Genomic DNA, 23,835 nt, shown 5'->3' on the forward strand with positions numbered 1-23,835 from the left:
CGGCGGAATTGTTTGGGCATCACCGGTCCGCTGCGCCTTTCGCAAGTTCAAATCCCTCATCGATCCAGCCGGTCAGCCCGCCTGCCATGATCTTGACGGGCCGGTCGAGATTGGCAAGCCGCAAGGCGCCGCGCGCCGCGCCATTGCAATGGGGCCCCGCGCAATAGGTGACGAAAACCGTGTCCTGCGGCCATTGCGCCATTTTGGACGCGATGATCTTGCCATGCGGCAGATTGATCGCACCCGGTATATGGCTCTTTGCGAAAAGCCCCGGGCTGCGCACGTCGAGAAGCACGAAATCGGCTCCCTTGGACAGGGCATCATGCACGTCCCAGCAATCGGTCTCGAAGGTGAATTCGGCTGCGAAATGATCGCGCGCCAATGCGCTCGCCGCAGGCGGGATGGCTGTTACGGCAGATTTCCTGTCGGTCTTGGCTGCACTATCCATGGGCGTTCTCCTTTGTCTTCGGCACGGTTTTCGCCCATTTGCCAATGTGCTTGCAATTGGCGCGATTGACAATATACGTAAAGATAATGACAAACCCGCTGCCCGCACCCGAAGGCCCGCTTGTCGTGGCGCTGCTCTACGACCGGCTTTGCACGTTCGAATTCGGCATTGTTGCCGAAATCTTTGGCCTGCCCCGCCCCGAAATGGGAGCGGGCTGGTATCGCTTTGCCAGTTGCCCGATCGAAGACGGCCCATTGCGCGCGCATGGCGGCTTTGCCATCATTCCCGACGGCAGGCCCGATCTCATCGATAAGGCCGACATCATCATAGTTCCGGGCTGGAAAGGGGCCGACAGTCCGGTGCCGGAAGCGGTCAGCGAAAGGCTGCGTTGTGCCCACCGGCGCGGCGCGCGACTTGCCTCCATCTGTTCGGGCGCCTTCGTTCTGGCCGCGACAGGGCTGCTGGACGGCGGCACCGCCACAACGCATTGGCGCCATGCCGATGCGCTGCGCAAAAAACACCCCGCGATCGACGTCGACGATGCCTCGCTCTATCGCGAGCATGATCGCATCTTCACTTCGGCTGGAAGTGCCGCCGGAATAGACCTCCTGATCGAAATCGTTCGACAGGATTTTGGCCCCCTCGCCGCAAATTCCGTTGCCCGGCGGATGGTCATGCCCGCGCACCGCACCGGCGGACAGGCCCAGTTTCTCGAACGTCCGGTCACAAGGCGCGAAGGCAGCGCGATCAGCCCGGTGCTGGACCGCATGCGCGCCGATCTTGCGGCAGACTGGACAATCGGGCGCATGGCGGCTCAATGCCGGATGAGCCCGCGCACATTCCTGCGCCGCTTTGCCGAGGCAACCGGCGCCACGCCGGGCGACTGGCTCGCCATGGAGCGGGTAGCTGCGGCCAGGGAACTGCTCTCTCAAGGACAGGCAGGCATTGACGATATCGCTGCTGCGGTCGGCTTTGGAAGCGCCCACACGCTTCGCCATCACTTCCGCCAGAAGATCGGCATCAGCCCGGCGGAATATCGCAGGCGGTTCCGGGCGCAAACCCTGATACAACCGATATAAAACCGTCAGATCACTGTCATGGATTGGCTTTAGGGACGAGGGCGGTTTCAACCCAAGCCGTGAAGGCTATCCCATGAAAAAGCTCCTGCTCGCCGCAGCACCTCGAAGCTTTCTTCCGCGTCTACAAGCCGTTGCCGGAAGGCCGCAAAGTCGTTGAACCGGGCGGCTTCGACAGTGGCGAAGCGGCGCGAAACGAAGTTGCCAAGGCCATCAAGGCTTTCACCGAAAAGAAGAAACCAGCGCGCTTCAAACAAAAGGCCGCTCGAAGCGGCCTTTTCGTCTTGATGGATACGGTCAGTTCGCGCCCAGCACTTCGTTGAATGCTTTTTCGCCCGGCACGCCCTTTTCGAGACTGATGAGCGCGCGGCGGCCATTGCGATAGGAGATCGGAATATCGATCCATTGCAGGCGGCGCATCAGCGAAAGATTGGTGTCCTGCGCGGTGCGGGCATCGTTCAGCCAGACGATGAAGAAATTGTCGCCGATCTTCGACGGCACGGCGATCAGCGGGTTGCCCGCCGCCTGTTCCGTATCCTTGAAGGTGATGCGCTGCACATTGTCCACCACGCCGCCGGGGAAGCCTTCCGGCACGGTGAAGACAAGCTCGATCAAATGGCTGGCCGGGATGGATTTATCCGTATTCTTGCGGATGGTCATCTTCATCTCGACCTTGCTGGTCGGCATCGTGACGGTCGCACGCACCGCCGGTTCGGCAGGCTGGCCGTCTTCCGGGCTTTCCTCGATGGTCGACCAGACCACATTGCCGCGTTCGACCGAATCCGAACCCGCGCCGCCACGTTCCTCATAAAGAAGCGCCTGCTGGCCGACGGCCACGGCCTGGTTCTGTCCGGGCTGTGCGCCTGTCTGCGTATTGGTTTCGGCAGGCGCAGGCGTGGAGGCGGCGGTCGATGTGCCTTCGCCGATGCCGTTTGCGCCACCGGCAGGGCCGCTATCCACTTCGCTGCCATCCGGCATCAGGCGCTGCGTCATCTTCGGCTCGCCGGCGGGCTGCTGCGGCGCTTCCGGCGTCTGCTCGCCGCCCGTGGTCGGCGTCGTGTCTTCGGAATGCGTTTCGGTATCCGAACCGGTCGCAGGCGCGTCGCTGCGCCCGAGGCTCGATGCCACTTCCTGAATCTTGTCCTTGTTGGCCCAGACCGCATAACCGGCGCCGCCAATCAGCAGAACCGCAATCAGACCGGCGATCAGCCCCTTATAGGAGCGCTGCTCCTTGCGGGCCGTGCGTTCGATATATTCGCTGCGGCGGGCTTGCGTCTTTTCCTTGGCCCGATCCATCCAGTCATCGTTGCGCTGGGCGGCAAAGGCCGGTGCGTCATCATCTTCGGCGGCGCTGTCGCGAGGCGCATCATCCTCATCATGGGATGGGGAAGGCCCTGCGTCGTGATTCGCCTCCTGCAGAAAATCTTCCAGCGCATCCGCGGCCGGTTCTTCCCTGGCTGCGGCTGGCGGCGCATAAAAGGCTTCGACCTCGGCAATGGCGTCTTCAAGAATATTGCGCTGGCGGACAGCTACAGCCTGCGAGGCATTTGCCGTGACGAGCTTCTGCTCGATCGTTGCACGCGCCTTGGCATAAACGCGCTGGCGCAATTCAGGCGACTTGTCCGCCTGCGCATCGATCGTCTTTTTCAGTACCGCTACAAAATCCGCCATTCCGTCTTACCCGGTTTTCGCCCGTCCAGATGAACAATAAGCACAGGATGCAATAAATGTCCCAATAATCACAATAATCAAGGGAAAGCAAAGTCTCTGGCTACGATTTAGCGAAGACTTTCAAAACGATGCGGTAAAATAGTGGCAAAATTCGCCCTGCCGCGAAGCTTTGTGGGGCCGATTGCGTTCTTTGCACAACGGCCGAAACGAAATCGGAGCAGCCTCCGGAAAAGCTGCTCCGAACCTGTCAATCGCTATTATAGCCGATCAATCATGGAACGGATCGGTGACGAGGATGGTGTCCTCGCGTTCCGGGCTGGTGGAGAGCATGGCCACCGGCGCGCCGATCAGTTCTTCGATGTGACGGACATATTTGACCGCCTGCGCCGGGAGATCGTTCCACGAACGCGCACCGGCGGTCGTTTCCGACCAGCCCGGCAGCGTTTCATAGATCGGCTTCACGCGCGCCTGCGCGCCCATGGAGGACGGCAGATAATCGATGCGCTTGCCATCGAGTTCATAGGCGACGCAGATCTTGATTTCGTCCAAGCCGTCCAGAACGTCGAGCTTGGTGAGCGCGATGCCGGTGATGCCGGAGGTGCGGACCGTCTGGCGCACGATCACGGCGTCGAACCAGCCGCAGCGGCGCTTGCGGCCTGTCACCACGCCGAATTCATGGCCCTTGGTGCCGAGGAATTCGCCGATCTCGTCGTTCAGTTCGGTCGGGAACGGGCCTTCGCCAACGCGGGTCGTGTAGGCCTTGGTGATGCCGAGCACATAGCCGATGGCTGTCGGACCGAGGCCCGAACCGGCGGCAGCCTGACCGGCAACCGTGTTGGAGGAGGTCACGAAGGGATAGGTGCCATGGTCATTGTCAAGCAATGCGCCCTGCGCGCCTTCGAACAGGATGCGGTCGCCCGCCTTGCGGCGCTCGTCGAGAACGCGCCAGACCTGATCGATATAGGGCAGTATCTGGTCGGCAACGGAGGTCAGCTCGGTCAGAATGGTTTCGACCGCGATTTCCTCAAGGCCCATGCCGCGACGCAGCAGATTGTGGTGCGCGAGCAGGCGTTCGACCTTCGGCTCCAGCGTTTCCGGCTCGGCCAGATCGATGACGCGGATGGCACGACGGCCGACCTTGTCTTCATAGGCCGGGCCGATGCCGCGCTTGGTGGTGCCGATCTTGAGGCCCGAATTGGAGCCTTCGCGCATGGCATCGAGATCGCGATGGATGGAGAGGATGAGGGGAGCGTTTTCGGCAATGCGCAGCACTTCGGGATTGATGTCGATGCCCTGTGCGCGCAGCTTTGCGACTTCGGCGACGAAATGATGCGGATCGACCACGACGCCGTTGCCGATGACGCTGAGCTTGCCGCGCACGAGGCCGGAAGGCAGCAGCGAAAGCTTGTAGCTGACGCCATCGATGACAAGCGTATGACCTGCGTTATGACCGCCCTGGTAGCGCACGATGACATCGGCGCGCTCGGACAGCCAGTCCACGATCTTTCCCTTGCCCTCGTCGCCCCACTGCGACCCGACGACAACCACATTTGCCATTGAAGAAACTCCTTGGCTTCTATTTGAAAATCCAAGGATCAAAGCGGCCCGGACGCCGCCAATGAGGGCAACGGGGTGCTGATCCCTCGTCTCTATACAGATTCAATCCGGCTTGCGCGACTCTTTCGTGCAAGAAATTCGCGATTTTTGAACGCCCCTTGAACGAAGGGCGCTTAGGTCGCTTGAGATTCCGTTTATGGCGTGGCGAAAATGGTGGGATTTGAGACCCGGAGCGGAATGTACATTTTAGTACATGAGCACCGGAAGCGAAAAATCACGCCATTTGCAGCCCGCCAGAAGCGGAATATCTGCGACCTAACCGGCGCGGACCATATAGAGCGCATCCTCCGAATAGCTTTTCAGCTTTTCCTCAAGCGCCGGGAGGTCGCGGACGACAAAGCCCTTCTTTTCCCAAAAGCCCTGGGAGCCGTTGACGGCGACGAGCGACATGGTGACGAAGCCGTCGCGTTCGGCCTGCAAGGCCATCAGTTCGACGACGCGGGTGGCGGCGCCGCTGGAGCGGGCTTCGGGCAGAAGCGCGATATCGTGGATATAATAGGTGTTGGTATCGTCGGGCAGTTCGCCCAGAACGGCGTTGAGGGCTGGAACCGTATCCAGCTTCCATGGATGGCTAATGCCGTAACCGAGGATTTCAGTGTCGCGGGCCAGCACGAAGCAGCCTGCGGGATAGAGCTCGAAGCGGTCCCGGAAGACCGCCTCATCTTCGAAGAAATCGAGATGGACAACATTAGCAACCGCAGTCACGCCCGCAATATCCTGCTCGTGCATGCGCCGCCATTCCGGCTGTACCATCTCTTCAACCATGTTCTCAAACTTCTCCGACGTTGAACTCAAGCGGTGTTGCCGCCTTGATTGCCTCTTGAGCCGTCAGTTCGTCAAGTGCTGCCTGCGGAATCTGTTCATCCACATAGAGCATGGCGATCGCATCGCCACCGGGATGGTCGCGTCCAAGCGAGAAATTCGCAATATTGACGTTGTGCTTGCCGCAGATCGTGCCCAGCAGGCCGATCATGCCCGGAACGTCCTTGTTGGTGACGTAAAGCATGTGCGGGCCGACCTCGGCATCGAGGTTGATTCCCTTGATCTGGATAAAGCGCGCCTTGCCGTCGGAGAAGCAGGTGCCTGCAATGGAGCGCTCGCGCAGCGTCGTCTTCACCGTCAGCTTGATATAGCCGTCGAAAATGCCGGACTTGTCGCGCTTGACTTCCGAGACGATGATGCCGCGCTCCTTCACCATGATCGGCGCGGAAACCATGTTGACATCGGCCACCTGCGGACGGATGAGACCGGCCAGAGCCGCACTCAGCAATGCGCGCGTGTTCATGGTGGCGGTGGAACCGTCGAACAGCACTTCCACTTCCTGGATCGGCTCGTCCGTGACCTGGCCGACGAAAGCGCCAAGCACATCGGCAAGCTTCACGAACGGCTTCAGACGGGGCGCTTCCTCCGCCGTGATCGACGGCATATTGATGGCATTGGAAACGGCGCCCTTGACCAGATAATCCGACATCTGCTCGGCCACCTGAAGCGCGACATTTTCCTGTGCTTCCGCCGTCGACGCGCCAAGATGCGGCGTGCAGACGACATTGGGAAGCGAGAAAAGTTCGTTTTCCGTCGCCGGTTCTGTTTCATAGACGTCGATACCGGCACCCGCCACATGGCCGGATTTCAGCGCCGCCACCAGATCCTTTTCCACGATCAAGCCGCCGCGCGCGCAATTGACGATGCGCACGCCGGGCTTGGTCTTGGCCAGGTTTTCCGCATTGATGATATGCCGCGTCTTGTCGGTCAGCGGCGTGTGCAGCGTGATGAAATCGGCACGCGCCAGCAATTCGTCCAGATCGACCTTTTCCACGCCCAGTTCCTGCGCGCGGGCTTCGGACAGGAACGGATCGAAAGCCACCACATGCATTTTCAGGCCGATGGCGCGGGTCGCGACAATCGAACCGATATTGCCGCAGCCGACGACGCCAAGCGTCTTGCCGGTGATTTCCACGCCCATGAAGCGGTTCTTTTCCCACTTGCCTGCACGGGTGGATGTGTCGGCCTCCGGCAATTGCCGCGCGACGGCGAACATCAGCGCAATGGCATGTTCGGCGGTGGTGATCGAATTGCCGAACGGCGTGTTCATGACGATGATACCGCGGCGCGAAGCCGCCGGAATATCCACATTGTCGACGCCGATACCGGCGCGGCCGACGACCTTGAGCTTTTTGGCGGCGGCGATCAGCTTTTCCGTGACCTTGGTGGCCGAACGGATCGCCAGACCGTCATAATCGCCGATGACTTCGAGAAGCTTTTCCTTGTCCTTGCCGAGATCGGGCAGGTAATCGACTTCCACGCCGCGATCCTTGAAAATCTGGACGGCGGTGGGCGAAAGCTTGTCGGATACGAGAACGCGAGGTGCCATGCTGGCCTCCTTCAAACATTTTCAAACCATGCATTTCCTGCGATGACGCAGACCGTTCTCACTCAGGAAATGCGCTGTAAAGGGGAATGCGGGCCATGACCGTCCCAACACGGCCATGGCGTCATGCATGAAATGCTCAGGCCGCCGCTTTCAGCGCGGCCTTCTGCGTTGCAAAAGCCCAATCCAGCCAATGCGTCAGCGCTTCCAGATCGGAAGCTTCCACCGTCGCGCCAGCCCAGATGCGCAGGCCCGAAGGGGCATCGCGATAGGCGCCGATGTCATAGGCAACGCCCTCCTTGTCGAGCGCCGTGACGATGCCCTTGGCGAAAGCGGCCTGCTCGTCGGCTGACAAGGCAGTGACTTCTGGGTCGACAATGGTGAGGCAGACGGAGGTGTTGGAGCGCGTTTCCGGCTTCACGGCCAGATTGGCAATCCACGGCGTCCTTTCCACGAAACCGTTCAGGACGGCGAAATTGGCGTCGGCGCGCGCAACCAGCGCATCAAGACCGCCGAGCGACTTCGCCCATTTCAGCGCATCGAGATAATCTTCCACGCAGAGCATGGAGGGCGTGTTGATGGTTTCGCCGACGAAGATGCCTTCGATCAGCTTGCCGCCCTTGGTCATGCGGAAAATCTTCGGCAGCGGCCATGCAGGCTTGTAGCTTTCCAGCCGCTCCACCGCACGCGGGGACAGGATCAGGATGCCATGCGCGCCCTCGCCGCCCAGCACCTTCTGCCAGGAGAAGGTGACGACATCGAGTTTCGGGAAATCCAACGCTTGAGCGAAAGCGGCAGAGGTCGCATCGCAGAAGGTCAGGCCCTTGCGGTCAGCCGGAATGAAATCACCGTTCGGGACGCGCGCACCAGACGTGGTGCCGTTCCAGGTGAAAACGACATCGCGGTCGAAATCGACTTGGCTGAAGTCGACAATCTCGCCATAGGGCGCTTCGAATGTGCGGACATCTTCGAGCTTGAGCTGCTTCACCACATCCGTGACCCAGCCCGAACCGAAGCTTTCCCATGCAACCATATCGACGCCACGCGCGCCGAGCATGGACCACAGCGCCATCTCGACAGCGCCGGTGTCGGAAGCCGGCACGATACCGATACGGTAGTCGGCAGGCACCTGCAGTACTTCGCGGGTAAGGTCGATGGCTTCTTTCAGCTTGGTCTTGCCGATTTTCGCGCGGTGCGAACGGCCAAGCGCCGCATCGACCAGCGCATTCAGCGACCAGCCGGGACGTTTTGCACAGGGACCGGATGAAAAATTAGGATTAGCCGGGCGAACTGCCGGCTTCGCAATCGTCGTCATGTTGTTTCTATCCTCTCAGATAGCACGCGTCTCGTTGGGGAGACGTGGCCCACTTACCGGGATAGCCGAAAGCGCATTCTTCCTCAATACGTCATTCGTGGAATATTTTTGCCCAGCTCGCCCGGATTGCTCCGGGCGAGTGGAATTTCGTTATCGCGTCGCCGTCTGCGTTTCCGAAGGCTCTTCTTCCATGCGGGCATAATAGCTTGCAATCAGCGCACCGGAGATATTGTGCCAGACACTGAAAACGGCGCTTGGCACAGCCGCCAGCGGCGAGAAATGCGCATTGGCGAGCGCAGCGCCAAGGCCGCTGTTCTGCATGCCGACCTCGATGCTGATCGCCTTGCGCTTGGCAAGCGACAGCCCCGCGAACCGTGCGGCAAAATAGCCGAGCAGCAGGCCGCAGCAATTGTGCAGGAAGACCACGGCGAAGATCAGCAGGCCGGACTGCGCGATGGCCGCCTTGTTGACCGCGACCACGGCGGCGACGATCAGCACAATGCCGATGACCGACACAAGCGGCAGCATGGGCACCGCAGCCTTGACCACGCCCGGCACCAGCTTCTGGAGAATGAAACCAAGCGCCAGCGGCACCAGGATCACCTTCACGATGCTGATGAACATGCTCATCGCATCGACCGGCAGATACTGGCTGGCGAAGAACCAGACGAGGAATGGCGTGACCAGCGGCGCCAGAAGCGTGGTGACGCTGGTGCAGGCGACGCTGAGCGCCACATCGCCCTTCGACAGATAGGTCATGACGTTGGAAGCCGTGCCGCCGGGGCAGCAGCCGACCAGGATCACCCCCGCCGCCACTTCCGGCGACATCGGGATGATGCGCGTCAGCAACACGGCCAACAGCGGCATGATGATGAACTGCGCCAGCACGCCGATAGCGACATCGAAAGGCCGCCTAGCGACTTCGGCAAAATCCTTGCCCGAAATCGTCAGCCCCATGCCGAACATGATGATGCCGAGCAGGACCACGATCCATGGCGCGAAGACGCTGAATGTCGATGGCAACAGGAAACCGAGAACGGCAAAGATGATGACCCAGACGGCAAAAGTCCGGCCGACGAAATCTGAAAATGCTGCGATTGCTTTCATGACCCTCCCCTTTTCAGGACACGCATCCGATACGTTCTTTCACCTGTAAGGATTCGAGCCGTTCATGAAAACGAAAATTTCGAAGCAACTGAAATAATGAACCGGAAAGCGGGCCGGAAAGCCCGCTGCAAGAATAGCAGGGCGCGAGGGTCAGGACCTACTCATTTGATGAAAATGGTGTGAGGCCATCCGTTTGGATACGAGGAGAAAAGGCGAAGGAAATGTGGTTCATTTTCGAGCCTTTTCGACGAAGTAGCCGGGCGGATGGACCACATCCTCTGGACACCGAAATGACTGGCGATCTGCTGCGTCGAGCCGCTCTTGTCATTTCAGGTGCCATTTCCATAAAATGAGTAGGTCCTGACCCTAAGATACAAACGCTATCCAAACCCTGAAAAATGCTCAATTGCCGCACGGGCTTAACCAAGTCTCGATGAGACTTGCTATTACCAGGCCGTGAAACGCACACCGGCGCGCAGCTGATGCGACTGGAGGTCCTTGTCGCTGAGCGTGGCCGCTGCCGCGCTTGCAATTTCGCCGCCCTCGATCACCCCATAACGATAGCCGATATCGAGCTTGATATTGGAAGCCACATCGATGCCGACACCCGCCATCAGCGCCCAGGCAAGACGATAATCATCGTCCGACTTGTAATCGCCATAGGCCGTATCGACGGCATAGCGCACATTGGCAAAGCCAAGGCCAGCCCCGAGATAGGGCGTGAAGCCGTAATATGTGCCCAGATCGACATAGGCATTGGCCATCATGTCCCAGCTGCGCACATCGACATCGTAATCATCGAAGCTTTGTTTGGAATAGCCGAGCGTCACGTCGCCGCGCAGATTATCCGTGAACTGATAGCCAATGCCGACGGAAGGCACGACATTCTTGTCCAGATCATAGCCCTCGGTCCCGTTCCAGAGAGGCGTCTTTTCCTGAAGCTTGACCTTGGAGACGATGGTGTAGCCGATATCGCCGCGCAGATACCAGCCGGACCCGACCTCGACCGGCTGCACCGGCACGGTGGGCTCAAAACCGACCATATCGAGATCGGCGGCAAAAGACTGCGATACGACGCATAATCCCGCCAGCAATGAAGCTGACGAGCAGAAAGCACGCCATTGCATAGACATGATGAAATCCCCGCTTATGTATGTATCATCATGTATGAATGAACATGGTTAAGATCGCATAAATAGGGAGCATTTTTACTATGCTTCCAAACAAACAAGGCCCGGATGACCGGGCCTTTGCTGTCTTGGCATTTGCTTTTTACTTGTAGACCGGGCCGTCCACGATGGTCGAGACCTGCTGCGGGGCATAGGCGGGAGCCGCACCGCCGAACATGTAACGCAGGCCGACACGCACATCATGCACATTCATGCCATTGTCGTAGCCGTCGCCAAGCCACTGATTGCCTTCGAACATCTTGCCGCCATTGATATGGCGATAGCGATAGCCCGCATCGAGCTTGAGGTTCTGCGTGAGATCGACCGACGCACCGGCCATGAGCGCATAGGTAAAGCGCCAGTTGGCCGCACCTTCCTGCGTGCCGCCATAACGAACGTCGTCGAGGTCGCCCCATTTCACGCGCGTGCCGCCGATACCGGCGCCGATATAGGGCGTGAAGCCGGCAAAATTGCCGAGATCGACATAGGCATTGGCCAGAATGGACAGGGCGGAGAAACGGCCGCGCTCATCGGAAGCGCAGTTGAGATCGCCGTTACAGGCCGCACCATAGGTATGGCCGTTGAATCTGGCGCGGGTCATGTAGTCGACGGTCAGATCGGTACGGAAATAATCCGTCACCTGATAACCGACACCGCCGCCCACAAGGAACGAACCCTTGAGGTCGCCATAAAGCGTGTTGCTGCCGAAGGTCGATGAATTGCCGCCGCAGGTCGCGCAATTATCGATGGTCGCGTAGTCGGCATCCTTGAACTTGGCCTTGGAGTACCCGATATCGCCGCGCAGATACCAACCGCCAACGGCAGGCGGCGCAACGACGACTTCCGGGACTTCCGGCACAGGCTCAATGATATCGGCCGCAACCGCAGCCGGCGCCGCAGCCATCAGGGCAACCGATGCCGCTACACCGGCAAAAAGAGTTTTCGTAAGACTTTTCATTTGTCTGCCCCACAGAAGAATCGCGCCGCCGCAAGCGACGGATAAAAATGTTTGAGGGGAGCCTATGCGGCAAAAGTTAAATACAACTTAACCTTGTTTTTTTACCAAGTTTATTAAGATTATCTAATTTATAAAAAGCCGAATCGAAGCAAAAAAGCGCGGGCAAAACCCGCGCCTTCCGTTCGCAGCCGTGCCGGGGCAAGATCAGGCCGCAGCGCTGCTTTCCGACGAGATCACATCGATGATGTCGTTGACGACCTTCTCCACCAGACTGCGATCATCGCCTTCCGCCATGACGCGGATGAGCGGCTCCGTGCCGGACGGACGGATAACCAGACGCCCCTGAACGCCGAGCCGTTCGGTGGCCTCATCGATTGCGCTCTTCACGCGCTTGTTCTCCAGCGGCTTGCCGCCAGCGGTACGCACATTCTTCAAAAGCTGCGGCACCGGATCAAACTTGCGGCAGACTTCGCTGATCGGCTTGCCCTGTTCCTGCGCAACGGCAAGAATCTGCAAGGCGGAAATCAGGCCGTCGCCCGTGGTCGCGAAATCGGACAGCACGATATGGCCTGACTGTTCGCCGCCGACATTGAAGCCATGCTCGCGCATATGCTCGACCACATAGCGGTCGCCCACCTTGGTGCGGGCCAGCGTCAGGTGACGGTCGGCGAGGAAGCGCTCCAGCCCAAGATTGGACATGACGGTCGCCACGATGCCGCCGCCTTCAAGGCGATCAGATGCCGCCCAGCTTTCGGCAATGACGGCCATCAGCTGGTCGCCATCGATGACGGTGCCGTTTTCATCGACCAGCAGCACGCGATCCGCATCGCCGTCGAGCGCAATGCCGACATCGGCGCGCACCTCATGAACCTTCTTCATCAGGCCGATGGGATGCGTGGAGCCGCAATCCTCATTGATGTTGATGCCGTTCGGCTCGTTGTTGATGGTGATGACTTCCGCGCCCAGTTCCCAAAGGGCGGCGGGGGCCACCTTGTAGCCCGCGCCATTGGCGCAATCGACCACCACGCGCAGGCCGTTCAGATCGATATTACGCGGCAGCGTGCGCTTGGCGAATTCGATATAGCGGTAGATGTCGCCATCCACGCGCTTGGCGCGGCCAACATCGCCATGGCTTGCGAGGCAGGGGGTCAGATCGCCATCGATCATCGCCTCGATCTTCAGCTCGATCTCGTCGGACAGCTTGTAACCGTCCGGGCCGAACAGCTTGATGCCATTGTCATAGAATGGATTGTGCGAGGCGGAGATCATGACGCCGATATCGGCGCGCAGCGAGCGGCACAGCATTGCGACGGCGGGCGTCGGGATCGGGCCGAGCAGGAAGACATCCATGCCGGCGGCAGTGAAACCGGCCACCAGCGCATTTTCCAGCATATAGCCGGACCGGCGCGTATCCTTGCCGATCACCACCCGCGAGGCCTGGCCCTTGCGGCGGAAGATATGGCCCACCGCCATGCCGACTTTCATGGCAACTTCCGGTGTCATCGGAAAGCTGTTTGCCTGTCCGCGAATGCCATCGGTTCCGAAATATTTCCGTGTCATCTGTTTCGCCTTGCGCTGAGCCATGAAACGCTCTCTATATTTTCGACCATGCCGCCCGGTTTCGCCGGCGGGAAACGGCTGCTGATCAGCCGGATGGCAGCCGGACAGCAGATTTTCGCCGTTCTTAACGCGAAAACATGTCCAAATGCAATTTCGCCTTTGGCGGCAGCTTCAGCACGCCCACATCCAAAGTCGTAAGCCGGTGCAATATGATGCGCCGAAATCCTTAACGAGCCTTTGCGGCAGGTTTGAGCCGAAACGAGAGCGGTTCCGACGATTCCATTTAAACCGGAACCGCTTGAGACGTTTCACATTTTTGGCTCGAAAATGCTCCAGGTTGAATGCAAGAAAGCCGGGACAAACCCGGCTTTCTCCACGTCGTTTGCACGCAGCTTACTGCGGCTGCGGCTCCATGCCCGGTTCGCTGCCGGGCTCACTGCCCTTGCGCTTGCGCGGGCTTCCGGCCTTCGGCACACCCGAACCGCGCGACGGCGTATCGCTGCCCTGATCGCGCGATGGCTTGTTGCCCGCGATCAGTTCCTTGATTTCGTCGCCGGACAGCGTTTCATATTCGAGCAGTCCTTCGGCAAGCGCGATCCAGTCCTTCTTCTTCTTGGTCAGGATGCGGGTCGCCTCGGCATAGGCTTCGTCGATCAGGCGGCGCACTTCGGCGTCGATGATCTGCGCGGTTTCTTCCGAAACATTCTGCGTGCGGGATACCGAATGGCCGAGGAAGACTTCTTCCTGATTGTCGCCATAGGCCACACGGCCAAGCTTGTCGGAATAGCCCCACTGCGTCACCATCGAACGGGCAAGCTTGGTGGCCTGCTGAATGTCGGAGGAAGCACCGGACGTGATGTTTTCCTTGCCGAATTTCAGCTCTTCCGCCACGCGGCCGCCCATCATGATGGCAAGGCGCGACACCATCCACGTATAGGTGGCCGAATAACGGTCGCCTTCGGGAAGCTGCATCACCATGCCCAGCGCGCGGCCGCGCGGAATGATGGTGGCCTTGTGGACCGGATCAGCCGCGGGCACATTGAGCGCAACGATGGCGTGACCGGCTTCGTGATAGGCGGTATTGGCCTTTTCCTCCGGCGTCATGGCGGAGCGGCGTTCCGCGCCCATCATGATCTTGTCCTTGGCGTCCTCGAATTCCTGCATGGTCACAAGGCGCTTGTTGCGGCGCGCGGCCATGAGGGCGGCTTCGTTGACGAGGTTGGCGAGATCGGCGCCGGAGAAGCCCGGCGTGCCGCGTGCGACAACCTTGAGATCGACATTGGGGGCAAGCGGCACATTGCGCACATGCACCTTGAGGATCTGCTCGCGGCCGACGATATCCGGGTTCGGCACCACGACCTGACGGTCGAAACGGCCCGGACGCAGGAGCGCCGGATCGAGAACGTCGGGACGGTTGGTCGCCGCGATCAGGATGATCGATTCATTGGCTTCGAAACCGTCCATCTCGACCAGAAGCTGGTTGAGCGTCTGTTCGCGCTCATCATTGCCGCCGCCAAGACCGGCGCCGCGATGACGGCCGACCGCATCGATTTCGTCGATGAAGATGATGCAGGGCGCATTCTTCTTGGCCTGTTCGAACATGTCGCGGACACGGCTTGCGCCGACACCGACGAACATTTCAACAAAGTCCGAACCGGAAATGGTGAAGAAAGGCACATTGGCTTCGCCCGCGACCGAACGCGCCAGCAGCGTCTTGCCGGTGCCGGGAGGGCCAACGAGCAGCACGCCGCGCGGAATCTTGCCGCCGAGACGCTGGAACTTCTGCGGATCGCGCAGGAACTCGACGATTTCCTCAAGGTCCTGCTTGGCTTCCTCCACACCGGCGACGTCCTGGAAGGTCACGCGGCCATGCGCTTCGGTGAGAAGCTTGGCTTTCGACTTGCCGAACCCCATCGCCCCGCGCGAGCCGCCCTGCATCTGGCGCATGAAGAAAATCCACACGCCAAGGATGAGGATCATCGGCAGCCACGACAACAGAATGCCGATCAGCGAGCTGGAACCGTCGGTTTCCGGGCGCGCGGTGATCGCCACATCCTTGCTTTCAAGGCGCGAAACGAGACCCGTATCGCCCGGCGAATAGGTCTGGAAGGTCGAACCATTGTCGGCAAAGGTGCCGGTGATCCGCTGGCCGGTGATCGTGACCGATTTCACGCGACCGTTGGAGACGTCGTCAATAAATTGCGAATAGGAAACTTCACGGGAACTGGAACGCTGACCTGGGCTTTGGAACAGGTTGAACAGCGCGATCAAAAGAAGAGCAATGATCGCCCAAAGGGCGAAGTTGCGATAGTTCGGATTCATATCGGGTCCAATCGATACCACGGCCATTCCGCGGGCACGGAATGATGTTTCGGCCTAACATAGGATCGAAGGATGGCCTTGCCAAGGCGCGTTCGCCCCCGCATCCTCGATTCTTCGCACTCTGGTTTATAAAAAGAGCATTTCGAGCCAAAAGTGCGAAGCGCCTGCGCGGGGAAATCCGTCCACTGGACTGATTTCCGATCCCGCTTCGATGCGTGAGGATAATGCGCCGAAACAAAAGAGCGAGCTATTCCCGGCGATTCTGCTGGATCGGGAACCTCTCTAGGACATTTCCGCGCAGACGCGCCCGATACGGGCCTGAACGGCCATTGCGAGCGCGAAATCATGCCCCGGCAGGACGTGATCGAAGATGGCAAAATGCCGTTCGATATGAATGCCTTGCGGAAGATTTCCATCCGGCAGGAACGGCAAGGCAAAAAGCTGCCCTTCCCTGTAAAGGGCCGGAGAAACCAGCAGGCCCTCACATTTGCGCGAGTCGACCTGGATGTCCTGCGCCTTCAGGAAATCGGCAAGCGCCTGGCGTCCCGGTGCCGCAAGATCGAAACCGGATGCGCCGTCATTCGAAAAACGGTAACGCCCGTCCCAGACGACAGATTTGCCCGGCTCCAGGCGAAGGTTGGGCAGATTGCGTTTTTCGCGGCGGAACCGATGCGGGAGGCCGCCCTCGCCCCGCTCGATCAGGGCGCCGAACACGGTCAGGCGATGGCTGTCATCACCTCCCGACAGAACCCGTTCGATGCGTAAGCGTTCGCTGTCGCCCGGCAGGAAGCGACGCCCCCCGGCAATGGCCGCCAGCAATCCCGAAAACAGCCGGCGCACATTCACCGGAAGAGCACGATAGAGCTGCGGCTCGACGAGCAGGGTTTCGGTCGCATCCATGCGCAGGCTTGCCGGATCGGCAAGCGCTGCAACCAGCACGGCATTGTCGCGTTCACGCGCGGCGCCAGCCTCGGCAATCCGGTCGAGAACCGCCTGCCGGTCGGTTTCGGCGGCAATGCCCAGACGAATGCGCGGCCGTTCATATGCCGTGTTCACATTGCTGGGATCATCGACCCAGGCGATGCCTCTTCGCCGCAATTCATCGCGCAAGGCCTGCCGGGAAACGGAAAGCAGCGGGCGGTCGAGTTCGATGGAGCCTTTCAGCCTGACGCCCTCCAGCCATGAGCGGGATGACATGGCGGCAAGGCCCCGCGCCTCGGCATGGGTGCTGCGTTCCCGGCGCATCAGAAAGGTTTCGATCTGGTCGTCCTGCGTATGGCCGGTGACGATAAAATCCCCACCCGCCTCCCGCGCGGCCTGCACCAGCAGGCGATAACGCGCCGTGCGCGCGGCAGCGGCAAGCCCGCTTGCGGGCTTCGCCTCATCCCAGGCGAGAATGCGGTGTTCTATGCCGTATTGCCGGCAAAGCCGGCCGACATTCTCGGCCTCGATCTTCGATTCAGCGCGCAGCCGGTGGTCCACCGTCACGGCAACCAGCCGTGGCGGGTTCTGGAGCATGGCCATATAATCCCGAAGGAGGAAAAGCAGGCCGAGAGAATCGCTGCCGCCCGACACGGCGGCAATCACAGCCCTGGCACGCTCAAATCCGAATGGCTCGAATAATTGGGAAATATTGCTTGGGCTAAGCCCCACGAAAAAAACTCCGCAATCAGCACTTCGCGCGGCTGCGCTCATCGGCGACGCGCTTCAATATGGCGGGGGACGCCTTGGGGTAACGTTCTGGAATCTGCGCGAAGGTGGCGCAGGCGACATCGCGATTGTCCATTTTTTCAAGCGTCATGCCGAGCTTGAACATATTTTCCGGCGCGCGCTTCGAATCGGGATAATCGCGTTGCGTATCGATGAAGACCGTTGCGGCTTCCGGATAACGGCCCTGACCGTAAAGCGATTCTCCCAGCCAGAAACGGGCTTCCGCCGTGTTGGGATCAGCCGGATAACGCTTCACATGTTCGCGGAACCCGGTTTCGGCGGCCTTGTAGTCGCCCGACATCAGATATTGATAGGATGCCTGATAAAGCGAATTGGGATTATCGTCGGAGGGAAGGGATGCAACCGCATCGCCTGCCGCCGTTCCGCCCGCCGTGGCGCCGGATGCCACACCCGGCTGCGCCGTGCGCGGTGTGGCATCGAGCGTTTCGCCGATTACATTGCCATTGGCGTCGAACCGGATGGAACCCAGCGTTTGCGGCGGCTCGCCACGTGCCGGTCCGCCCTGTGCGCTGGAACCAATAGCCACGGAATCGGCGCCTGACATCTGGCCAGCGGCGTTTGGCGCGGCATTTCCGGAAACCCCGCCATCGAGATTTCCGTTATTGCCCTGACCCATGCCCTGGCTGGAGCCGGCATCGGCAAGCGACGTGTCGCCGCCAGCCTGCTGAACATCCATATCCGCGCGCTTGCCGGTTTCCAGAAACTGGAAGCGGTTTTCGTTTTCTTCCTGCATCTTCTGCATCTGATCCTGCATTTCGAGGATCTGGAAGTTCATGGCTTCCGCCCGCGCGCTGAGCGCATCCGCAATCGCGGCGGGGTTGCCCATGCCCTGCGCGCACAGATCAGCCCCCGGCGATGCCGCGGCGGGTGCGGGCTGGGACGCACCGCTGGACGAGGGCGAGGTTACGCCGTTCTTCTTTTCCAGCTCTTCAAAGCGGAATTCATTGTCTTCCTGCGCCTTCTGCAACTGGTTGTCGGTGAACGAAATCTGGGCGTCCACATCCTCCACCTTGCCGGTCAGGTTGCGCACCAGTTCCTGTTGCAGGCCGGGGCTCTGATAGCCGCCCTGCCCGCCGCCTGCGCCGCTATCGCGCATGGCATCATCGAGAATAGCCGTCGAGCCGATGCTGACATGATTGCGCGCACCGCCACGGCCCTTCTCCAGCGCCTGGAAACGCGCTTCATTGTCGCGCTGGATTTTCAGCATCTTGTCGCGAAGCTGCAAGATGCGCGCATAGGACTGGGCGTTCTGATGCGCCAGATTGCATATCTGCTGGGAGAACTGATCCCCGCCGGGAGCGCCTGCCTGCGCGAGCTGAATGCCTGCTTGCGAAGAAACGGATGCCGCCAGAACCGGAGCACTCGCCAAAAGCGGCAGCATGGCAATCGCCAGCGTCACTTTCCTCATTGGTTTCCTCATTCCCTTTTGCCCCTGCTAGTTCACCCATCCGGTTCACAATGAACAGGATGATCGAATGCCGCGCCTGAACAGGCGCTGAACATGGTTGCCGCACGCTTTTAGAATATTTCCAGCAAAAGTGCGAAGCGGTTTTGCGTCGGACAATGCGAAAAGCAAGGCCATTTGACGCTCACTATGACAGGCGCGACTTCGGCCAAAGTTTGTCAAAACGGCCAAACAATCGGCCAGAAACGAAAAAAGCGGCTCGAAAGCCGCTTTTCCGTAACACCTGAGCGCATCCCGAAAAGTGTGAAACGGTTTTCGGATCAAGATGCGCGTCAATCAAGAATGGAGCATTTCCGATAATTCGGGAAATGCTCCAGCTGTTGTCAGATCAGCTGCCTGCACCGTTGAGAACGGTGACGGCGCGGCGGTTCTGCGACCAGCACGAGTCGGCATCGCAGACTGCGACCGGACGTTCGTTGCCATAGGAGATGGTGCGCATACGGTTGGTCGGCACGCCGCGCGAAGCAAGGAAGTCGCGGGTGGCGGCTGCACGGCGCTGGCCGAGAGCGAGGTTGTATTCACGCGTGCCGCGTTCGTCGGCATGGCCTTCGATCGTGATCGAGTACTGCGGATAACGCTGCAGCCACTGGGCCTGCTTGGAAAGCGTCTGCTGTGCATCGGCGCGGATCAGCGACGAATCGAGATCGAAGAAGATGCGGTCGCCGACATTGACGGTGAAGTCCTGCGAGGAACCCGGCGTCGCAGCGCCTGCACCGAGACCCAGATCACCGGCATTGTTCGGAAGGTTCTTCTTGGACGCGCAACCGGCAACGGCGAGCGACATGAAAAGGGCAATAGCGATCGGGCTACGTGCAATCGACTGGATACGGCGCATGGGCCGGAGCTCCTTAAGATTTGATGTTCCTGCGTAACCATCCAATAATCATATTGAGGTTAAGACAGGCTCAAGAAGTATGGTTAATATTCTCTTGCTGCCTCAGCCCTTGGGGGCAAAATGCGGCAGAAACACGGCTTTCCGGCAAGGATTGTGGCAATTTGAGCATTTCCGGCAAAAGCGCGAAGCGGTTCTGCGTCAGGATAATGCGACAAAACAACAGGATAGAGCGGTTCCCCGTTTCAGGCCCAACCAAAACCGCTCCATGCATGAAAAAGGCGCGAAACCGGGAGTTTCGCGCCTTCAGCTTTGGTCAGTTTTCGCAAAAGCCTATTCGAGCAGCGGCGACCATGCCGGGTCGGAGGCGAAGTTCGGCGTCTGGATCTGGCGCTCGTTGCGGCCGGTCAGGTCGATGGTGAAGAGTTTTGGACCGCCTGCGCCTGCCGCCTTGCGGAAGAACATCAGCACGCGGCCATTGGGCGCCCAGGTCGGGCCTTCATTGTGGAAGCCGGAGGTCAGCAGGCGTTCGCCCGAACCGTCGGTCTTCATCACACCGATGGAGAACTGGCCCTGCGACTGCTTGGTGAAGGCGATGAGATCGCCGCGTGGCGACCAGACCGGCGTGGAATAGCTGCCGTCGCCCATGGAGATGCGGCGCGGATTGGAGCCGTCGGCACCCATGACATAGAGCTGCGGACGCCCGCCGCGGTCGGAGGTGAAGACGATCTGCGAGCCATCCGGCGAATAGGATGCGCCGGTGTCGATGGCCTGGCTGTTGGTCAGCCGCGTGGTCGAACGATTGCGCAGGTCCATCGTATAGATATTGGCGCTGCCATCGTCCTGGAGCAGGCTCATCACGACCTTCTGGCCATCGGGCGAGAAGCGCGGGGCAATCGTCATGCCAGGGAAATTGCCGACGAGTTCCCGCTGGCCGGTTTCGAGCTGCAGCAGATAGACCTTCGGCGAGCCGCCCTCGAACGACATATAGGTGACTTCCTGACGGTTCGGCGAGAAACGCGGCGTCAGCGAAATGGCGCGACCGTCGGAGATGTAACGCACATTGGCGCCGTCCTGATCCATGATGGCCAGACGCTTCACACGCTTCTGCGCTGGGCCGGATTCGTCGACGAAGACGACGCGCGTGTCGAAATAGCCCTTTTCGCCGGTCAGGCGCTCATAGATCGCATCGGCAATGATATGCGCCACGCGGCGCCAGTTGTCCGGCGTAGTGAAGAACTGCTGGCCGATCATCTGCTGGCCGCCGAACGTATCCCACAGGCGGAACTCGGCCTTGAGACGGCCATCCGGCTGCTTGGTGATGCGGCCCGTGACGAGCGCCTGCGCATTGATGACCTTCCAGTCCTCGAAACGCGGAGCCGCATCCGGATTGGAAATCTTCTCGATGAAAGCGCCCTTGTCGATCGGTGCGAAAAGGCCCGACCGCTCCAGATCGGCCGCGATGACCGATGTGATATTCGACCCAAGCTGATCGGCCGAAAGGAAATCGGTGATGGCGATCGGCAGCGGCTCGATCACACCCTTGTTGATGTTGATTTCCACGACGGCGCGCGCCGGCATGGTGCAGACAAGGCTTGCGGCAATCATACACGCGAAAGCCGAAAAGACCGTCCGGATCTTTGTATTGATGATGCCGATTTTCATGTCTTCTGGGACCTCTTTGTCCTTGCAGTGGTTGGCGACCGGAACCCCGGTCAGAACATTTCGCTCGGGTCGAAGTTGACGATCACTTCCGACCATGAATCATATTTGTCGACTGGCAGATTGTACGGTGCGCAGCGTGCAACAGCGCGCTTGGCGCTTTCGGCCGCGGCGCGCGCCACACCGTCGCCGCCGCCGCCCGATGTCACTTCCGGAACGCCCTGAATGGAGCCATCCTGGTTGAGCCTCATCTTGACGGTCACGACCAGCCCCGGCGCATCCGCCACACCGGCGGGCACGTTCCAGCACTTCGAGATCGCGCCGCGCAGCGCATCCATTTCGCTCTGGCTGAGCTTGGAGCCGCCAGTATTCTTCTTGCCGCCCAGCGACGCCTGATCGGTGGAGCGTTTCGCACCGCCGCCGGACGCCTTCTGCTTGTTGAGAAGGGCTGCAACCTCATCGGCAATCGCATCATTCTTCGACTGCGACGTCTGCGAGGCGCTCTGCGTCTTCTTCTTTTCTTCCGGCTGCTTGCGCTCGTTGGTCTTGGCCGTCTGCGCCTGCGGCGGTTTGGGCTTTGCCTCCGGCGCCGGCACCTTGTCCGGCAGCTTCGGCGCTTCGGCATCCGGTGCTTCGGCCTGTTTTTCGATGGCTTCTGCCACCGGATCAGGCTTCACCTCCTGCTTCGGCTCCGGCTTTGCCTGCATTTCCGTGGCGGGAACCGGCGTCGGTTTTTCTTCCGGCTTCTGTTCCGGTTTCGGATCGGGCTTCGGCTCCGGCTTCTTCACCGGTTCCGGCTGCGCCTTCGGCTCCTCAGCCGCCTCGATCGGCTTCGCCTTGGTGTCGGGCTTTGGAGGCGTGGTGGTGTCTACGTCCTGATCGCCGAAATTCTCGGCGTTTGGAACAGTCTGCGGTTTGGTTGTCGGCACGGGCGCCGACTTTTCCTTCATGGGCGCCTTCTTGTCGCCCTGCTGGATTTGCGTCAGCGACTCGATCGGTACGATATCGACCGGAAATGATTCCGAATCCTGCACGTCGAAAGCCTTCGGCGAGGAAAACGAAACCACTGCCAGCGCAACCGCAACGGCATGCAATGCAACAGAAGATGTCAGGCCAGCCTTCATGATGGCGTCAGCTATCCTGCTCCTGGAGGGTCACGAGGCCGATATTCTTGAAACCGGCGGCGGAAATGCGGGCCATGACTTTCATGACGGTGCCGTAATCGGCAGCCTTGTCTCCACGCACGAAAATGCGCTCTTCATAGCCCGTCTTGGCGATGGCCTGAAGTTTCGGCACCACTTCGTCGATCGGAACTTCGGTTTCCTGCAAATAGATCTTGCCTTCGCTGTTGACCGAAACGGTGATCGGCTGCGTATCGGCATTCATTGCCTTGGCCTGCGTATCGGGCAGGTCGATCGGCACGCCGACGGTGAGCAGCGGCGCGGAAACCATGAAGATGATGAGGAGAACGAGCATCACGTCGACGAAGGGCGTCACGTTGATTTCGCTCATGAGCGCCTTCTTGCGGCCGCGCCTGCGGCGCCCGCCCGACTGCATTCCCTGATTTCCGACCGACATGCCCATTGCAAGATTCCCGAAGGCTGAAATTACACTCGATGCTGATGCCGCTTAATTACGCGGCGTCAGCTTCTCATCAATTTGGCGCGACAGTATGGCGGAAAACTCGTCCGCGAAGCCTTCCAGCCGTCCGCCGATCTTGCCCGCATCCGCCGACAGCTTGTTATAGGCGATAACGGCAGGAATAGCGGCAAGAAGGCCGATTGCGGTGGCCAGAAGCGCTTCCGCGATACCGGGCGCCACAACGGCAAGGCTGGTGTTCTTGGAAGCGGCGATGGCCTGGAACGAGGTCATGATACCGACGACCGTGCCGAACAGGCCGATGAAGGGAGCCGCGGAGCCGATGGTCGCCAGAAAGCCCAGGCGCGAATCGAGCTTTTCACTTTCACGCGCCAGCGCGACATCCATGGCCTTGTCGATGCGCATCTGGAGGCCGATGGGCGAGCGGGCGCCCTTCTCGAATGATTTTTTCCACTCGCGCATCGCAGCCATGAAGATGGACGCCATGCCGGTGGTGCGGCGTTCGCCGAGATTGCGATAGAGTTCCTCCAGCGACTGGCCGGACCAGAAGGTCTGCTCGAAGCGATCAATCGCGCGCCGTGCCCGTCCGTAGGCAATCGTCTTGTCCACGATGATAGCCCAGGTCCAGATCGAGGCGAACAGCAGGCCAAGCATAACCAGCTTGACGACCCAGTTCGCCTGCATGAACAGGCCCCAGAGGGTAACATCGGCGGCGGGGGCCGCTAACGCAACATTTTCCATCGATCCACCATCCTCGAATCCAAACGCCCGGCCACATGACCGGGCGGTATCGCAAATCCGTTACTCAACGTCTGAAAACAGACGCCCCAAACCCGCGCAGCTTTTTACCTGAAGCCGTACCTGCCCGACGGGCGGCCGACACTTCGCACCGCAACCGCCATTCCCGGATTTCAACTTTAAATCCATCAGGCGCT

Annotated in this window: 20 protein-coding genes; 1 reads left to right on the plus strand and 19 read right to left on the minus strand. The window is 60.0% G+C overall.

The window, feature by feature from the left end:
* Positions 1 to 19: 19 nt before the first annotated feature.
* Positions 20 to 448: a rhodanese-like domain-containing protein gene (locus AVM02_RS05140; RefSeq protein ID WP_411505920.1), complete on the minus strand. Its 429-nt coding sequence runs from the start codon at positions 446 to 448 to the stop codon at positions 20 to 22.
* An 86-nt stretch (positions 449 to 534) separates the two neighbouring features.
* Between AVM02_RS05140 and ftrA the strand changes: the two genes are divergently transcribed.
* Positions 535 to 1,527 carry a transcriptional regulator FtrA gene (gene ftrA / locus AVM02_RS05145; RefSeq protein WP_411505921.1) on the plus strand — a complete coding sequence of 331 codons (993 nt, stop codon included), beginning with the start codon at positions 535 to 537 and terminating at the stop codon, positions 1,525 to 1,527.
* Between the two features lie 47 nt (positions 1,528 to 1,574).
* Here ftrA and AVM02_RS05150 read toward each other — a convergent pair whose 3' ends face one another.
* The 18 genes from AVM02_RS05150 to tolQ all read right to left on the minus strand — a co-directional run bounded on the left by AVM02_RS05150 (position 1,575) and on the right by tolQ (position 23,641).
* Complete coding sequence (locus AVM02_RS05150; RefSeq protein ID WP_411505922.1) at positions 1,575 to 1,781, minus strand: hypothetical protein; 207 nt, start codon at positions 1,779 to 1,781, stop codon at positions 1,575 to 1,577.
* A gap of 40 nt (positions 1,782 to 1,821) precedes the next feature.
* Positions 1,822 to 3,195 carry a transcriptional regulator gene (locus AVM02_RS05155; protein WP_411505923.1) on the minus strand — a complete coding sequence of 458 codons (1,374 nt, stop codon included), beginning with the start codon at positions 3,193 to 3,195 and terminating at the stop codon, positions 1,822 to 1,824.
* 267 nt (positions 3,196 to 3,462) lie between these two features.
* Positions 3,463 to 4,752 carry an adenylosuccinate synthase gene (locus AVM02_RS05160; protein ID WP_411505924.1) on the minus strand — a complete coding sequence of 430 codons (1,290 nt, stop codon included), beginning with the start codon at positions 4,750 to 4,752 and terminating at the stop codon, positions 3,463 to 3,465.
* Between the two features lie 315 nt (positions 4,753 to 5,067).
* Positions 5,068 to 5,577, minus strand: a complete 510-nt coding sequence (locus tag AVM02_RS05165; protein ID WP_411505925.1) for a GNAT family N-acetyltransferase — start codon at positions 5,575 to 5,577, stop codon at positions 5,068 to 5,070.
* 4 nt (positions 5,578 to 5,581) lie between these two features.
* Complete coding sequence (gene serA / locus AVM02_RS05170; protein WP_411505926.1) at positions 5,582 to 7,183, minus strand: phosphoglycerate dehydrogenase; 1,602 nt, start codon at positions 7,181 to 7,183, stop codon at positions 5,582 to 5,584.
* Positions 7,184 to 7,319: 136 nt separating this feature from the next.
* Positions 7,320 to 8,495: a phosphoserine transaminase gene (locus AVM02_RS05175; RefSeq protein ID WP_411505927.1), complete on the minus strand. Its 1,176-nt coding sequence runs from the start codon at positions 8,493 to 8,495 to the stop codon at positions 7,320 to 7,322.
* Between the two features lie 150 nt (positions 8,496 to 8,645).
* Entirely contained in the window at positions 8,646 to 9,602 is a 957-nt protein-coding gene (locus AVM02_RS05180; protein WP_411505928.1) for a bile acid:sodium symporter family protein, read from the minus strand.
* Positions 9,603 to 10,048: 446 nt separating this feature from the next.
* Positions 10,049 to 10,735 (minus strand): outer membrane protein, encoded by a 687-nt coding sequence (locus tag AVM02_RS05185; RefSeq protein ID WP_411505929.1) that lies wholly within the window; start codon positions 10,733 to 10,735, stop codon positions 10,049 to 10,051.
* Between the two features lie 139 nt (positions 10,736 to 10,874).
* Complete coding sequence (locus tag AVM02_RS05190) at positions 10,875 to 11,729, minus strand: outer membrane protein (protein ID WP_411505930.1); 855 nt, start codon at positions 11,727 to 11,729, stop codon at positions 10,875 to 10,877.
* A 204-nt stretch (positions 11,730 to 11,933) separates the two neighbouring features.
* Complete coding sequence (gene glmM / locus AVM02_RS05195; protein ID WP_411506011.1) at positions 11,934 to 13,289, minus strand: phosphoglucosamine mutase; 1,356 nt, start codon at positions 13,287 to 13,289, stop codon at positions 11,934 to 11,936.
* 393 nt (positions 13,290 to 13,682) lie between these two features.
* Complete coding sequence (gene ftsH / locus AVM02_RS05200; protein WP_411506012.1) at positions 13,683 to 15,611, minus strand: ATP-dependent zinc metalloprotease FtsH; 1,929 nt, start codon at positions 15,609 to 15,611, stop codon at positions 13,683 to 13,685.
* 282 nt (positions 15,612 to 15,893) lie between these two features.
* Entirely contained in the window at positions 15,894 to 17,264 is a 1,371-nt protein-coding gene (tilS, locus tag AVM02_RS05205; protein ID WP_411505931.1) for a tRNA lysidine(34) synthetase TilS, read from the minus strand.
* Between the two features lie 16 nt (positions 17,265 to 17,280).
* Positions 17,281 to 18,762 (minus strand): tol-pal system protein YbgF, encoded by a 1,482-nt coding sequence (gene ybgF, locus AVM02_RS05210; protein WP_411505932.1) that lies wholly within the window; start codon positions 18,760 to 18,762, stop codon positions 17,281 to 17,283.
* Between the two features lie 373 nt (positions 18,763 to 19,135).
* Positions 19,136 to 19,642: a peptidoglycan-associated lipoprotein Pal gene (gene pal, locus AVM02_RS05215; protein WP_104753864.1), complete on the minus strand. Its 507-nt coding sequence runs from the start codon at positions 19,640 to 19,642 to the stop codon at positions 19,136 to 19,138.
* 330 nt (positions 19,643 to 19,972) lie between these two features.
* The gene (gene tolB / locus AVM02_RS05220) at positions 19,973 to 21,304 is read right to left on the minus strand and encodes a Tol-Pal system beta propeller repeat protein TolB (RefSeq protein ID WP_411505933.1); all 1,332 of its coding nucleotides are present in this window, start codon (positions 21,302 to 21,304) and stop codon (positions 19,973 to 19,975) included.
* A gap of 50 nt (positions 21,305 to 21,354) precedes the next feature.
* A complete protein-coding gene (locus AVM02_RS05225) occupies positions 21,355 to 22,425 on the minus strand; it encodes a cell envelope integrity protein TolA (RefSeq protein ID WP_411505934.1) in 1,071 nt (356 codons plus the stop codon).
* Positions 22,426 to 22,432: 7 nt separating this feature from the next.
* Positions 22,433 to 22,885, minus strand: a complete 453-nt coding sequence (gene tolR / locus AVM02_RS05230; protein ID WP_411505935.1) for a protein TolR — start codon at positions 22,883 to 22,885, stop codon at positions 22,433 to 22,435.
* 45 nt (positions 22,886 to 22,930) lie between these two features.
* Complete coding sequence (gene tolQ / locus AVM02_RS05235) at positions 22,931 to 23,641, minus strand: protein TolQ (RefSeq protein ID WP_010661376.1); 711 nt, start codon at positions 23,639 to 23,641, stop codon at positions 22,931 to 22,933.
* Positions 23,642 to 23,835 lie beyond the last annotated feature (194 nt).

The organism is Brucella anthropi (genome assembly GCF_046630315.1).
Lineage (GTDB): Bacteria > Pseudomonadota > Alphaproteobacteria > Rhizobiales > Rhizobiaceae > Brucella > Brucella anthropi_A.